The organism is Streptomyces aurantiaciflavus (assembly GCF_049808595.1).
In the GTDB taxonomy this organism is placed as follows: Bacteria; Actinomycetota; Actinomycetes; order Streptomycetales; family Streptomycetaceae; genus Streptomyces.
The window spans coordinates 43,790-57,398 of sequence record NZ_JBNCAQ010000046.1; the positions used below are offsets into that span (position 1 = coordinate 43,790).

General features: G+C 72.8%; 13 protein-coding genes. 3 read left to right on the top strand and 10 right to left on the bottom strand.

Translation table 11 applies throughout. The features are described from left to right. The coding region (locus tag ACPT94_RS37385; protein WP_489686604.1) for an NsdA family TPR-like regulatory protein at window positions 1-915 on the bottom strand (915 nt) is incomplete at its 3' end. Between the two features lie 231 nt (window positions 916-1,146). Here ACPT94_RS37385 and ACPT94_RS37390 point away from each other — a divergent pair. After that, entirely contained in the window at window positions 1,147-2,289 is a 1,143-nt protein-coding gene (locus ACPT94_RS37390) for an aminoglycoside phosphotransferase family protein (RefSeq protein WP_360339394.1), read from the top strand. 263 nt (window positions 2,290-2,552) lie between these two features. After that, window positions 2,553-4,520: an N-acetylmuramoyl-L-alanine amidase gene (locus ACPT94_RS37395; protein ID WP_425247861.1), complete on the top strand. Its 1,968-nt coding sequence runs from the start codon at window positions 2,553-2,555 to the stop codon at window positions 4,518-4,520. A gap of 5 nt (window positions 4,521-4,525) precedes the next feature. Here the strand turns inward: ACPT94_RS37395 and ACPT94_RS37400 are convergent, their stop codons facing one another. The 9 genes from ACPT94_RS37400 to ACPT94_RS37440 all read right to left on the bottom strand — a co-directional run bounded on the left by ACPT94_RS37400 (window position 4,526) and on the right by ACPT94_RS37440 (window position 11,815). Next, the gene (locus ACPT94_RS37400; RefSeq protein ID WP_360339400.1) at window positions 4,526-5,023 is read right to left on the bottom strand and encodes a hypothetical protein; all 498 of its coding nucleotides are present in this window, start codon (window positions 5,021-5,023) and stop codon (window positions 4,526-4,528) included. 76 nt (window positions 5,024-5,099) lie between these two features. Next, on the bottom strand, window positions 5,100-5,264 hold the full coding sequence (locus ACPT94_RS37405; RefSeq protein ID WP_360339403.1) for a hypothetical protein: 165 nt from the start codon (window positions 5,262-5,264) through the stop codon (window positions 5,100-5,102). A gap of 218 nt (window positions 5,265-5,482) precedes the next feature. Continuing rightward, window positions 5,483-6,085, bottom strand: a complete 603-nt coding sequence (locus tag ACPT94_RS37410) for a CGNR zinc finger domain-containing protein (protein ID WP_425247862.1) — start codon at window positions 6,083-6,085, stop codon at window positions 5,483-5,485. Between the two features lie 203 nt (window positions 6,086-6,288). After that, entirely contained in the window at window positions 6,289-7,191 is a 903-nt protein-coding gene (locus ACPT94_RS37415; RefSeq protein WP_360339409.1) for a universal stress protein, read from the bottom strand. Between the two features lie 156 nt (window positions 7,192-7,347). Continuing rightward, window positions 7,348-7,590 (bottom strand): DUF397 domain-containing protein, encoded by a 243-nt coding sequence (locus tag ACPT94_RS37420; RefSeq protein WP_360339412.1) that lies wholly within the window; start codon window positions 7,588-7,590, stop codon window positions 7,348-7,350. An 82-nt stretch (window positions 7,591-7,672) separates the two neighbouring features. After that, a complete protein-coding gene (locus ACPT94_RS37425) occupies window positions 7,673-8,839 on the bottom strand; it encodes a thiolase domain-containing protein (RefSeq protein WP_425247863.1) in 1,167 nt (388 codons plus the stop codon). Continuing rightward, entirely contained in the window at window positions 8,836-9,885 is a 1,050-nt protein-coding gene (locus ACPT94_RS37430; RefSeq protein ID WP_360339418.1) for a thiolase domain-containing protein, read from the bottom strand. Before ACPT94_RS37430 ends, ACPT94_RS37425 begins: the two co-directional genes overlap by 4 nt. Next, window positions 9,882-10,823, bottom strand: coding sequence for a Zn-ribbon domain-containing OB-fold protein (locus ACPT94_RS37435; RefSeq protein ID WP_425247864.1), 942 nt, complete (start codon window positions 10,821-10,823; stop codon window positions 9,882-9,884). The genes ACPT94_RS37430 and ACPT94_RS37435 overlap by 4 nt, the downstream gene beginning before the upstream one ends. 191 nt (window positions 10,824-11,014) lie before the next feature. After that, complete coding sequence (locus ACPT94_RS37440; protein ID WP_360339424.1) at window positions 11,015-11,815, bottom strand: crotonase/enoyl-CoA hydratase family protein; 801 nt, start codon at window positions 11,813-11,815, stop codon at window positions 11,015-11,017. Window positions 11,816-11,990: 175 nt separating this feature from the next. Here ACPT94_RS37440 and ACPT94_RS37445 point away from each other — a divergent pair, with 175 nt between their 5' ends. Continuing rightward, window positions 11,991-13,601, top strand: a complete 1,611-nt coding sequence (locus ACPT94_RS37445; RefSeq protein WP_425247865.1) for an acyl-CoA synthetase — start codon at window positions 11,991-11,993, stop codon at window positions 13,599-13,601. Window positions 13,602-13,609 lie beyond the last annotated feature (8 nt).

A 13,609-nucleotide genomic window follows, 5' to 3' on the forward strand; every position in this document is an offset into this window, starting at 1 on the left:
GGGGGGGGGGGGGGCGCGGGGCGGGCGGCGCCCCCCCCGCGGGCGCCCCCCCCGCCCCCCCCCCCCCCCCCCCCGCGGCCGGTCGCCGCCCTCCCTCGCGGCATGGGCGGCGATGACGAAGTACTTCTGGGCCGTGGGCTCCAGGCCGACGTCGTGCGACATCCAGCCCGCGAGGACGGCGAGGTTGGCGGCGACGCCCCACAGGCGTCGCTGGAGGTGGGGTGGATGACGGTAGGCGAGCATGCCGCCCACCTCGTTGAGCTGGCCCACCACGGCCTTGCGCTGGAGCCCGCCTCCGCGGGCGGCGTCCCAGGCTCGGAACACCTCCACCGAGCGCTCCAGTTCGTCGACCTCCTCCGTCCCGATGGGGGCGGCCTCGTAGCGGTCGAACCCGGCGGTGTCGGCGTGCAGGAGGGGATGGTCGATGACGGGAGCGTCGGCGGAGAGGGTGGGGTCGGTGTGCAGCCAGTCGTACATGGCGCTGCTGAGTGCTGATCCCGCGGTGAGCGCGGCACCCGCGCCCACCAAGCCGCGTCGGTTGAGCATGAGGTCCATTCCCGTGAATTCGGTGAGGACCGCGGCGGTCCGTTCGGGCGCCCACGGCACGCCGTCGGGATGTTCCGCACTCCCGCCGCCCTGCCGTTTCCCCGTACGCCCGTGCCGCACCAGACCGAGGTCCTCGATGGTCACGACACGGCCGAGTCGCTCGGTGAACAGAGCCGCCAGCACCCGCGGCACCGGATCGCGCGGGATCTCTCCCGTGTCGATCCACCGCCGCACCCGGGAGGTGTCCGTCGCCAGCTGCGGGTGGCCCATGGCCGCCGCCTGCCGGTTGACCTGCCTCGCGAGTTCGCCCTTGGACCAGCCGGCCAGGCCGAACAGGTCCGCGAGCCGGGTGTTGGGTTGTCCGCTCACGTAAGCCCCCAGGTTCTCGGCTGAGTTGACAGTAGCCCGGTGAGGGTTGCCGGGCGACTATTCGCCAGGGTTCGCCATGCCTCGCCAGATGGTGTGCCAGTGGGCGTCCGGTGTCAGGTAGGAACGCGCCACCCCGACCCGGTCGCCGAGGGACATTCCCCAGGGTGCACCCGGGAGGCCGGGCCGGGCAGCGCATCGACGTCGCAGGCACACGAAGGGATCTGTCCGCCCATGTACGCAGCATCGTCCTCCGTGTCCGCCCCGCCCCGGTCGCTGCACACCCGCCCGGGCGGCGGCGGCCCCTACCTCGATCCCACGCGGTCGGCGTCCCCCGGGCTCGGTGCGGGCCGCGGCCGGCGTCCCGCGGGGCTCCCCGGCACGCAACCCCTCAGCGGGAGGCTCGACCTGTCCGGCCCTCAGGGCGCCCAGCTGCGCACGGCGATCGCGTCGGTGCACCGGATCTGCCCGGAGTTCGCCCCGGTGCAGGTGCTGCGGCGCAGCGGACGCTCCGTGCTCCTGGTCGGTACGACGGGACGCAGCACGGCCGTCGCGAAGTGTTTACTGGACCACTCGCCCGTGTGGACCGAGCGGATCCGCCACGAGATAGCCGCATACCGCACGTTCGTCCGGCACCGCCCCCCGGTGCGGGTGCCGAGACTGATCGCGGCGGACCCGGACAACTGCACGCTCGTCGTCGAACGGATGCCGGGACGAGTGGCGGCACTGCAACGGCATCCGGCGGAAGCGCCCCCGCGCGCGGACATCAGGGCGGCGCTCGGCGCGATCTGCCGGCTCAACTCCTGGCGGCCGCCGGCGGGCACCTTCGACGCGCCGCTGGAGTACGCGGCGCGGATCTCCCGCTACCACGAGCTGGGTCTGCTCACCGACCGGGATCTGGGCGACCTGCAGAAGCTGCTGCACGGCATCGCGGCGACCGCGGGCCGTCAGGGCATGGGCCAGTTCTGCCACGGCGACGCCCTCCTGTCGAACATCCTGGTGTCACCGGCCGGTCCAGTGCTGGTGGACTGGGAGCACGCGGGGTGGTACCTGCCCGGCTACGACCTGGCGACGCTGTGGTCGGTGCTGGCTCACGCGCCGGCGGCACGCCGTCAGATCAGCCAGATCGCCCAGTCGGCGGGCCCGGCCTCCCGGGACGCGTTCCTGGTGAACCTGATGCTGGTCCTGACCCGGGAGATCCGCACCTACGAGACGGCCGTGCAGCGTTCGATGCACGACACGACCCCGACGGCTCCGGGGGCGGCCCACCCCGGTGCCGCGCCGTCCGGCGAGGAGCAGCGGCTGCTGCTGCGGCGGCTGCACGACGACTGCCAGATGGCTCGGCGGGCCGTGCGGGCAGCGGTCGGCACTCGCTGAGGGGACGAAGGTCCGCGGTGCGCCAGAGCGGCGGCGCACCGCGGACCTTCGCGTGTGCGCCACCCGGACGTACTCGCCCATCGGTGTACTCCACCGGTGCCCACCACGCCTGTACGCCGCCGCCACGAAACTCGCCGGACCCCTGTTGACATGGGAAGTCCCCCGTTCGTAGGCATGATTGACGGATAGTCGGCAAGCCGATACGACTGACCCACGTTCGGCCCCGCACGCCCCGCCCCGCTCGCTCGTCCCAGGAGGCTGCCTTGCGAGGATCCGTCACCCACCCCAGACCTCTCCCCGGTACCGCACGCACCCGAAGAGCCGTCGGCGCCATGGCGTCGGCGGCTCTGCTGCTGCCCCTGCTCGGCGCGGCCCCCGCCACGGGCGCGACCGGCGCCCCCGCGACCGGGCTCCAGCAGGCGTTCGAAGACGCGGCCGCCGAGTACCAGGTGCCGCAGAGCGTGCTGCTGGCCGTCTCCTACCTCCAGTCCCGGTGGGACGCGCACGCCGGAGCGCCGAGCGTGACCGGCGGCTACGGCCCGATGCACCTCACCGACACCCGCGTGGCCCTCGCCACGGCCCTGCATCACGGCGAGGGCACGGAGGACCCGCGCGGCGACGACGCCCGTGCGCCCCTGCACCCGGAGGCGGAGCTCCCGGAGGACGCCGAGTTCCCGGCGCGTCTGCGGACGCTTCCGAAGGCGGCGGAACTGACGGGTCTGAGCACCGAGGAACTGCGCTCGGACCCGGCGGCGAACGTGGCCGGGGGCGCCGCCCTGCTCGCCTTCGCCCAGCGCGATCTGGGTGAGCCGCTGAGCGCCGACCCGGCGGACTGGTACGGCGCGGTGGCGGCCTTCTCGGGTGCCGAGGACAGCGCGACGGCCGCCGCCTACGCCAACGACGTGTACGACGTGATCCACACCGGCGCGAAGCGCACCACGGACGCGGGAGAACTGGTGGCCCTGACGGCGCAGCCGGACCTGGTGCCCGACACCCACCGGCTGCGGCGCACGGGTCTGCGAGCGGCCTCCGCCGCGGGCACCGAGTGCCCGCGGACCGTCTCCTGTGAGTGGATCCCGGCGCCGTACGAGCAGTTCGGCGACAACGACTACGGCAACCACGACCTGGCCGACCGGCCGGCGTCCCAGTCGATCAAGTACATCGTCATCCATGACACCGAGGGCGGCTGGGAAGGCGTCATCAACCTGGTGCAGGATCCGACCTACGTGTCGTGGAACTACTCGCTGCGCTCCACCGACGGCCATGTCGCCCAGCATGTGAAGGCCAAGGACGTGGCCTGGCACGCGGGCAACTGGTACGTCAACGCCAAGTCGATCGGTCTGGAGCACGAGGGCTTCCTCGCCTTCCCCGACTCCTGGTACACGGAGGCGATGTACCGGTCGTCGGCGCGGCTGGTGACGTACCTGGCCGCGAAGTACGGCGTCCCGCTGGACCGGCAGCACATCCTGGGCCACGACAATGTGCCGGGCCCGACCACGGCGACCGTCCCGGGCATGCACACCGACCCCGGCCCGTACTGGGACTGGGCGCACTACTTCGAGCTGCTGGGCCGTCCCTTCACCGCCACGGCCCCCAGGGGCGGCGGCGGCCTGGTGACGATCCGGCCTCAGTACCCGGCCAACCGGCCGGAGTACACGGGCTGTGTCGCCAAGGGCGAGCCGTGCGCGGCGCACGGCTCCAGCGAGGTGCGGCTGTACTCCGACCACGACGAGACGTCCGCCCTGATCAAGGACATCGGCCTGGGCACGACCCCGACCACGGGCGTGAACGACATCTCCTCGCGGGTCTCCACCGGCCAGCAGTACGCGGTCGCCGACCGGTGGGGCGACTGGACGGCGATCTGGTACCTCGGGCAGAAGGCGTGGTTCAAGAACCCCGCGAAGCAGCCGGCGGCCGTGCCCGCGTCCGGGCTGGTGGTCACCCCGAAGGACGGGGTGGACAGCGTCCCGGTCTACGGGCGGGCCTACCCGGAGGCGTCGGCCTATCCGGCGGGAGTCCCGGCCCAGGCGGTCTCCCCGCTGCCGTACCGGTTGCCGAAGGGCCAGAAGTACGTGGTCGGTGACACGGTGCCGGGCGAGTACTACTACGCGGTCACGTTCGCCACCGGCACGCACCGGGTCGTGGTGGGCAAGGACCTGTACTACCAGATCCAGTACGGGCACCGGGTGGCGTTCGTCCGGGCCGCGGACGTGCGCCTGGCGTCCTCGTAGACCGGTCAGCCCTGCTGGAAAAGCTCCGCCGGGAGCGGCTTCAGCAGGGCGTACAGGTCGTCGGTGATGGGGCGGTCCCAGGCGGCGATGGTCACCAGGACGTTGTCACTGCGGTCGAACTGCACGCAGGAGATGCGGCTTTCGGAGAGCTTGAGGCGGCGCACGATCAGGAGGTTGTCGCCCTGCATCACCGGCATGTCCTCGGTGCCGACGACGGTCACCTCCTCGTCGTTCTCCAGCGCGAGCAGCAGCTGGGCCACCTCGAAGGGGATCTCGCCCTCGGCGACCTCGCGGGCCGGGGAGCCCTCGGGGAGGTTGCCGATGATCATCGCGGGGCCGCGGCCGCCGAAGAGGTCGTAGCGCAGGAAGACGCCCTGGCAGCTGCCGTCGGGCGCGGGCAGCAGCCCGGCGCCGAGATTGCCGGGCCAGTCACCCGGGTCCATGGCCAGTACGTCGAAGTCGGGCCCGGCGGGCGTGGCGCTGCGGCGGCGGAGGAACGACATGCCGCCATGGTACGTGCACCGGGACCACCGGTGTCGGCCGGGCGGCCGCCTGTTTCCGGTGCTGCCGCGGCTCTCGTCAGGGGTGCGGCCGGGCCGCCGCGAAGGAGGCCGGCGCCGGCAGTTCGACGCTGATCGTCTCCTCCTGGAAACCGGGTTCGGCGAGCAGCCTGCGGAGGAACTCGGCCATGCCGAACGGGTGCAGCTGGAAGGCGGGGCTGGTGTGCCGCCCCCGGATGAGCACCGGCCGGCGGTCGGGGTCCTCGTCGGTGGTCAGCCGGCAGTACAGGTCGGCGCCCGTGGTGACGCCCCAGCCAGGACGGCGGCCGGATCGGCGTCGAAGTCGGCGTCCTCCCCTTCCGTCTCCCAGGTCAGGCGGGCGTTGCGCGTCTCCTCCAGCAGACCCGAGCCGTCCGCGGGACGGTGGACGTGGAAGACCCGGTGGGGCGCCGGTCGGGGCCCCTACGAGGCCTGCTTGTGGCGTTCGTGGTGGCGGGCCACTCGGGCGCGGTTGCCGCAGGACGGCTTGCACCACTCCTGGCGGGGGTGGTCCTTGAGGAAGTAGCGGACGCAGCGGGGGGCGTGGCAGGCGCGCAGGCGGTGCCGGTCGGGGCCCGCCAGGAAGGAGATCGCGGCCTGGGCGAGAGTGGCGGTGAGGTCGGCGTCGTCCGGTACGGGCCGGCGGTGAAGGACGGGGCCGGTGTCCTCGGGCCAGCGCAGGACCGGGACGGTGGGGGTGCGGGCGGCGGCCGCGTTGAGGCGCCGCAGGGCCTCGGGTACGGGCAGCAGGCGGGCGGCGTCCGCGGGGCTGGGGGCGCCGGGGCGCACGGCGTGCGCGAAGAGGGCGCGCACGGCGGCCCGCAGGTCGCGGACGGCGGTGAGCGCGGTGTCGTCGGCGACGTGTCCGGCGGTGTCCGGGAGGGCGTCGGCGTGGGCCCGGACCCAGGCGGTGAGGCCGATGGGGTCGGCCAGGTCGTCGGCGACCCCGCCGTTGCCGTCGTGCCGGATGGTCAGCGCCAGGTCGAGGGCGAGGCGGGTGTCGGCGGGGGCGGTCGAGGCCTGCATACGGCTAATGATAGGACTGCCGGGATCCATTAACAGGCGTGCACTGCGCGGGGCCTCGGCCGACGCGTGTCGCTGCGGTGCGCCGACGAGGAGGGCCCGCGCCGACCGGCCCGCCGAACGCCCGGCCCTCTGCCGGCCTCGGCGCCACGACCGGGCGCGCCAGGTGTCCGTCACGCCGAGGGTGGCCCAGTCGACAGGCCGCCTCACTCCTCTCCCGGCGCCGGCGGCACCACCGCCACCGGGCACGCCGCGTGCAGCAGGACGGCGTGGGTGACGGAGCCCAGCATGCGGGCGGGGGCCAGCAGACGGCGGCGGTGGCGCCCGACGACGATCAGGTCGGCGTCCTTCGAGGCCGCGACGAGGGGGCCGGCCGCGTCGCCGGGGACCGGGTACGGCTCGGCGCGGACGCCGGGGTGGCGCTCCCGGTGCGGGGTGAGGAAGCCCTCGGCGAGGGTGCGCGTCTCGTGCTCGACGACCTCCTGGTCGGCGGCCGACGGGAGCAGCTCGCCGGGGGCGGCCCAGGTGGGGAGGGGCCAGGGGTAGGCGGCGACCACTTGGAGGCGGGCGTCGCGCAGGGCCGCCTCGGTGAAGGCGAAGTCGAGGGCGGCGTCGTCGGGGCCGTCCACCTTGAGACCCACGACCACCCGGGGCCCGGGCTCGGGCTGCGGCGGCCCGTCGACCTCACGGCCCGGCCGGGGGACGACCACGACCGGGCACTCGGCGTCGCGCGCGGCGGTCAGGCCGTTGGAGCCGAGCAGCAGGCTGCGGAAGCCGCCCCGGCCGCGCGAGCCGAGGACGAGCAGTTCGGCCTCGGCTCCCAGCTCGGGCAGCAGGGCCTCCGGCGCCCCGTCCAGGCCCAGGTACTGCAGGTCCGTGCGGTCCGCGCTCCCCGCCAGCCGGGCACGGGCGTCGGCGAGCACCGGGTCCTCGTCCGGGGGCGGGGCTACGACGACGGGGGCGCCGGGCTGCGTCCAGGCGGTGTACTGGCGTACGTGCGCCACGCGCAGCGGCGCCCCGCGTCGGCGGGCGGCGTCGAGGGCCCAGTCGAGGGCCCGCCAGCTGTCCTCGGAACCGTCGACCGCCGCGACGACCGGCAGGGTGCTCATGGTCCTCACCTCCGGGATACGACCTTCGTCCTGCTGGGGCCAGCCTGGCTCAGGCCGCGGCCCCGGCCGGGTCCCAGACGTCGCGTGTCCGGAAAATCAGGGGGAACACCGCCGGTTCGGCCCGCCAGGGCCGACGCCGTGGTGACTGACCGGGCGTCAGGTCAGGTCGAACTCCCCTTCCCGCGCGCCCGACACGAACGCGCCCCACTCGGCCGGCGTGAAGATCAGGGAAGGGCTCTCGGGGCTGCCGCTGTTGCGCATCGCGATGAATCCCTCGACGAAGGCGATCTGGACATCCCCCAGGCCCCTGCTGCTGGACTGCCACTCGGCGTTGCTGAGGTCCAGCTCGGGCTTGTCCCAGCCCGTGAGCGGCTGCTGCTGGATGGTGGTCTCGGCCACGTCCGTGCTCCTCCCGGTTCGTCGTCCGCGGCCAGCCTAGCGATCGGTCCCGGACGCGGACAGAGCACATGAGGGGGACCTTTCAGGACTCGGGCGGACGCGCTCCCACGAGCCACATGGAGAAGAACTGCGAGCCGCCGCCGTAGGCGTGGCCGAGAACCTTCCCGGCTCCGTCCACCTGGTGTTCCCCGGCCTGACCGCGCACCTGGAGCGCCGCCTCCGCGAAGCGGATCATGCCGGAGGCGCCGATGGGGTTGGTCGAGAGCACCCCGCCCGACATGTTGACGGGCAGGTCGCCGTCCAGCTCGGTCGCCCCGGCCTCGGTGAGCTTCCAGCCCTCGCCCTCGGCGGCGAAGCCGAGGTTTTCCAGCCACATGGGCTCGTACCAGGAGAACGGCACGTACATCTCGACGGCGTCGATGTCCCGGCGCGGGTCGGAGATCCCCGCCTGCCGGTACACGTCGGCCGCGCAGTCCTTGCCGGCCTGCGGGGACACGGCGTCCTTGCCGGCGAACAACGTCGGTTCGCTGCGCATCGCGCCGCCGAGCATCCAGGCGGGCGGGCGGGGGGAACGGGCCGCCCCCGCGCGGTCGGTGAGGATCATGGCGCAGGCGCCGTCGGAGGAGGGGCAGGTCTCGGAGTAGCGGATCGGGTCCCAGAGCATGGGCGAGGCCTGGACCTTCTCCAGGGTGATGTCGTGCTCGTGGAGATGGGCGTAGGGGTTCTTGAGGGCGTTGCGGCGATCCTTGTACGCGACGAGCGAGCCGATGGTGTCGGGCGCGCCGCTGCGCCGCATGTACGCGCGCACGTGTGGCGCGAAGAAGCCGCCGGCGCCGGCCAGCAGGGGCTGCTGGAAGGGGATCGGCAGGGAGAGTCCCCACATGGCGTTGGACTCGGACTGCTTCTCGAAGGCCAGGGTCAGTACGGTGCCGTGGACGCGGGCGGCGACCAGGTTCGCGGCGACCAGGGCGGTGGAGCCGCCGACCGAGCCCGCCGTGTGCACCCGCAGCATGGGCTTGCCGACCGCGCCGAGGGCGTCGGCGAGGTACAGCTCCGGCATCATGACGCCCTCGAAGAAGTCGGGCGCCTTGCCGATGACGACGGCGTCGATGTCGGCCCAGGTCAACTCGGCGTCGTCGAGGGCGCGTCGGGCGGCCTCGCGCACGAGTCCGGCGATCGAGACGTCCCGCCGGGCGGCGACGTGCTTGGTCTGGCCGATCCCGACGACGGCCACGGGTTCCTTGCTCATCGCGGATCCCCTTCGAGTACGGCGACCAGATTCTGTTGCAGACACGGGCCGGAGGTGGCGTGGGCGAGGGCGCGGTCGGACTCGCCCCGGTGGACGCGCGCGGCGGCCTCTCCGATGCGGACGAGTCCGGCGGCCATCATCGGGTTGGCGGCGAGGGCGCCGCCGGAGAGGTTCACCCGCACGCTGTCGTCGAGCCGCAGCACCTTGCGCAGCACGACCTCCTGGGAGGTGAACGGGGCGTGCAACTCCGCGGTGTCGAGGGGCCGTTCGAAGGCCCCGGCGTGCTCGGCGGCGAGGCGGGTGGAGGGCGAGTCGGTCAGGTCGCGCACGCCGAGCGAGTGGGCCTCGACGCGGTGGTCGATGCCCCGGATCCAGGCGGGGCGGGAGCACAGGTCACGGGCCCGCTCCCCGGCCGCGAGGATCACCGCGGCGGCGCCGTCGCCGACGGGAGGGCAGTCGCCGGTGCGCAGGGGGCGTACGACGTAGTCCCCCGGGGGGACCGAACCTCGCCGCTGAGCGTGCGTGTTGAGGGTAGCGGCGCGGCGGCTGCGCATGCCGATCGCGGCGAGGGCGGGCTCGTCGGTGTCGCCCGCGTCGATCAGCGCCTGGGCCTGGAGCGCGGCCAGGGCGACGGAGTCGGGCCACAGGGGGGCGACGTAGTACGGGTCGAGCTGACGGGTCAGCACGTCCCGCAGGGAACCGGGCGAGGACTTGCCGTACGAGTAGACCAGCGCGGTGTCGGCGTCGCCGGTCAGCAGCTTGGTCCACGCCTCGTACAGTGCCCAGGCGCCGTCCATCTCGACGTGGGACTCGGAGATCGGCGGCCAGGCGCCGACGCCGTCGAGGGCGAGGGTGAAGGAGAAGGCGCGGCCTGCGAGGTAGTCGCTGGAGCCGGAGCAGGTGAAGTCGATGTCGGCGGTCTTGAGGCCCGTCCGGTCGAGGACCTCGTGCAGGACCGGCATGAGCATCTCCACCTCGGAGACTTCCTCGGTGGTGCGCAGGGTGTCCGACTGGGCGAAGGCCACGACGGCGATCTCTCGGGTCACAGGAGCTCCTTGTACGTCTCGTAGTCCGCGTCGGGTTCGCCGGTCGGCCGGTAGTGGTCCGGGTAGCGACCGTCCTCGCTCCACACGGGCTCCACCCGCAGTCCCATCCGCACCTGGTCGTACGGGATGCCGCCGATGCGGCCGTGCAGCGCCAGGTCCGCCCCGTCGAGGGCGATGTGGGCGTAGACGTACGGCACCTCGATGTCGAGGTTCTTCGCCTTGATGTTGACGATGCAGAACGTGGTGACGGTGCCGTGCGGACCGACCTCCACCTGTTCGGCGGTGGCGACACCGCAGGTGGGGCAGGCGCCCCGGGGTGGCACGTACACCTTGCGGCAGGACGGACAGCGCTCGCCGACGGTCCTGCGCTCGGCGAGGGCGTTGATGTAGGCGGTCTGGGCGCGGCCGGGCGAGTAGGTGTAGTCGAGGCGGGCGGCGGCGACGATGCCGCCCACGGGCTCCGCGAACTCGCCGTCGTGGCCGCTCACTTGGCCCGGTTCGCCGTCGTACGGCTCGAAGCAGGCGATGTCGGTGATGGCGCCGGTGCGCTCCGCGGCCCAGCGGACGCGGACGCGCAGTCCGGTGTGGACGGCGTCGGGTCCGGGGGCGTCGAGGGCGTGGAGGAGGGCGGTGTCGGCGCCGTCGAGGCGGACCAGGGCCCAGGCGAAGGGGGTGGTGAGGGGCTGGCCGCGGCGTGGCTCGGGGTTCCAGGCCCAGGTGGTGACCGTGCCGGTGGGGGCGACCTCGACCAGGTCGCGCAGCTCCTCGGCGGTGACGGGGTCGTACTCGACGGGTGGGACGAGGGTGCGGCCGTCGGTGGTGCGCACCCCGAGGACGACACGTTCGCGCAGCCCGGTGAGGAAGGCGCTCTGCACGGGGCCGAGGGAGCGGGTGAAGGGGAACTCGACGACGAGGGGGGCTTTGAGGACTTCGGGCATCGGGGGCTGCCTCCTTGGGAAGTCGGCGTGCTGTGGATGCGCCCCGCAGGGGCGTGGGGCCGTGACACCTGCGGCTCCGCCGCGATGGGGGTCCCTCCCGCTCGAGCGGAGTCGAGAGTGGGGGAGCGACCGGCCCACGGCGGCCCGCGGTCTCGCGAACGACGTCTGCCAACCGCTCACCCGGCGGAGCGTCACGCGCGCTTGTAGACGGGCGGCCGCTTCTCGGCGAAGGCGCGGGCGCCTTCCTTGGCGTCGGCGGTGTCGAAGACCGGCCAGCCCCGGGTGAGTTCGGCGGCGAGTCCTTCGGTCTCGGTCATCTCGGCGGTCTCGTAGACCGACGCCTTGACGGCCTCGACGGCGAGCGGGCCGCAGGCGTTGATCCGTTCGGCGATCTCCAGGGCCTTCTCCAGTGCGGCGCCGTCCGGGACGACATGTCCGATCAGGCCGATGTCGGCGGCCTCGCGGGCGCTGTACGGCCGCCCGGTGAGCAGCATCTCCAGGGCGTGGGTGCGCGGGATCTGGCGTTGCAGTCGGACCGTGGAGCCGCCGATCGGGAAGAGGCCGCGTCTGACCTCGAAGAGGCCGAAGGTGGCGGACTCGCCGGCGACGCGGATGTCGGTGCCCTGGAGCATCTCGGTGCCGCCCGCGACGCAGTGCCCCTCGACGGCGGCGATCACGGGTTTGCGGGGGCGGTGGTGGCGCAGCATCGCCTTCCAGTGCAGGTCGGGGTCGGCCTTGAGGCGGTCGCGGTAGTGCTCGCCCTCCATGCTCTTCCCGGCGAGGGCCTTGAGGTCCATGCCGGCGCAGAACGTGCCGCCGGCTCCGGTGAACACGATCGAGCGGATCGAGTCGTCCTCGTCGGCCTCCACCCAGCCGTCGTGGAGGCCGACGAGCATGGCGAGCGAGAGCGCGTTCTTCGCCTCGGGCCTGTTGAGCGTGAGTACGAGTGTGGCGCCTTCGCGCTGCACGGTGAGGTGTTCCGTACCGCCCATGGCCGTCTCCCGTCTGCCTGCCGCGTCCAGAACGAGAACAGGTTGCAGGAGGCGGGGAGGCACTTCAAGGGTTTTCTGACAGGTAGTCAGATTTCTTCGCGCGAACCCTTCACACTTGGAGCGCCCTTTGCTCTGATGACCGGCGAACCGTCAGGGAGCCAGGTCAGGAGGAGCGGTGGAGTACAACCTTGCCGACCTGTTCGAGTCGGTCGTCGACGTGGTGCCGGACCGCGAGGCACTGGTGTACGTGGACCATCCGGGTACGGGTGCGGAGCGCCGGCTGACGTACGCGGAGCTGGACGCGGCGGCCAACCGCATCGGTCACCACCTCCTCGACAGCGGTGTCCGGCCCGGTGAACACCTCGGGCTCCATCTGTACAACGGCATCGAGTACCTCCAGACGGTGCTGGGCTGCCTCAAGGCGCGGATCGTGCCTGTCAACGTCAACTACCGGTATGTGGAAGAGGAGTTGGTCTACCTCTACCGGGACGCGGACCTGGTCGCGCTGGTCTTCGACGCGGAGTTCACGGACCGGGTGGCGGGCGCGCTTCCGCAGGCGCCGGCGCTGCGGCATCTGATCCGGGTGGGGGCCGAGGCGGAGGGGGTCACGGCCGTCTCCTTCACGGACGCGGAGGCGAGCGGCTCACCGGAGCGCGGCTTCCCGGCGCGCTCGGGCGACGACCAGTTCATCATCTACACCGGCGGTACGACGGGGCTGCCCAAGGGTGTGATGTGGCGTCAGGAGGACCTGTTCTTCGCCGGGCTGGGCGGCGGGGCGCCCACCGGGGAGCCGGTGAAGAAGCCGGAGGAGCTCGCGGAGCGGGTGGCGGCCGGCGGGTCGGGGATCACCTTCTTCCCCACTCCCCCGCTGATGCACGGCACCTCCACCCTGACGGCGTTCATCGGTTTCCACTTCGGCCAACGGGTCGTCATCCACCGCAAGTTCGTGCCCGAGGAGGTACTGCGGACCGTCGAGAAGGAGAAAGTCACCAGCATCGCCCTGGTGGGCGACGCGATGCTGCGGCCACTGATCGACGCGCTGGAAGGCCCGATGAAGGGCACGGACTGCTCGTCCGTCTTCAGTGTCTCCTCCTCCGGGGCGATCATGTCGGACACGGTCCGGCGGCAGTTCCAGGCCCTGCTGCCGAACGCGATGCTGCTGAACAACTTCGGCTCCTCCGAGTCCGGCTTCAACGGCACGGCGACGGACGACGCCGGACCCGAGCGCGGCTTCCGCGTCCGCGTCAACGCGCGCACCCAGGTGGTGGATCCGGTGACCCACGAGCCGGTCGCGGCGGGCGAGGTGGGCCGGGTCGCCCAGCGCGGGCACGTCCCGCTCGGCTACTACAACGACCCGGTGAAATCGGCCGAGACGTTCTTCGAGAGGGACGGCGAGCGCTGGGTGCTGCTCGGCGACATGGCCACGGTCGACGACGGCGGCGTCGTCATCGTCCTCGGCCGCGGCTCGCAGTGCATCAACACCGGGGGCGAGAAGGTGTACCCCGAGGAGGTCGAACAGGCGCTGAAGTCGCATCCGGATGTGTACGACGCGCTGGTGGCCGGGGTTCCGGACCCGACGTGGGGCAACCATGTGGCGGCGGTGGTCCAGGTGCGCACGGGCGCGCCGAGGCCCTCCCTGGAGGACATCCAGTCCCACTGCCGTACCCGGCTCGCCGGCTACAAGATCCCCCGCCAGTTGGTGATCACCGAGGCCATCCGCCGGTCGCCGAGCGGGAAGGCGGACTACCGGTGGGCGCGGGAGGTGGCGGTGGCGGCAGACCGGTGACCGCTGGG

Excerpts from the sequence above, each read along its gene's own strand:
- ACPT94_RS37390 (WP_360339394.1), top strand. The coding sequence starts at position 1,147 with ATGTACGCAGCATCGTCCTCCGTGTCCGCCCCGCCCCGGTCGCTGCAC.
- ACPT94_RS37400 (WP_360339400.1), bottom strand. The coding sequence starts at position 5,023 with ATGTCGTTCCTCCGCCGCCGCAGCGCCACGCCCGCCGGGCCCGACTTC.
- ACPT94_RS37410 (WP_425247862.1), bottom strand. The coding sequence starts at position 6,085 with ATGCAGGCCTCGACCGCCCCCGCCGACACCCGCCTCGCCCTCGACCTG.
- ACPT94_RS37415 (WP_360339409.1), bottom strand. The coding sequence starts at position 7,191 with ATGAGCACCCTGCCGGTCGTCGCGGCGGTCGACGGTTCCGAGGACAGC.
- ACPT94_RS37425 (WP_425247863.1), bottom strand. The coding sequence starts at position 8,839 with ATGAGCAAGGAACCCGTGGCCGTCGTCGGGATCGGCCAGACCAAGCAC.
- ACPT94_RS37435 (WP_425247864.1), bottom strand. The coding sequence starts at position 10,823 with ATGCCCGAAGTCCTCAAAGCCCCCCTCGTCGTCGAGTTCCCCTTCACC.
- ACPT94_RS37440 (WP_360339424.1), bottom strand. The coding sequence starts at position 11,815 with ATGGGCGGTACGGAACACCTCACCGTGCAGCGCGAAGGCGCCACACTC.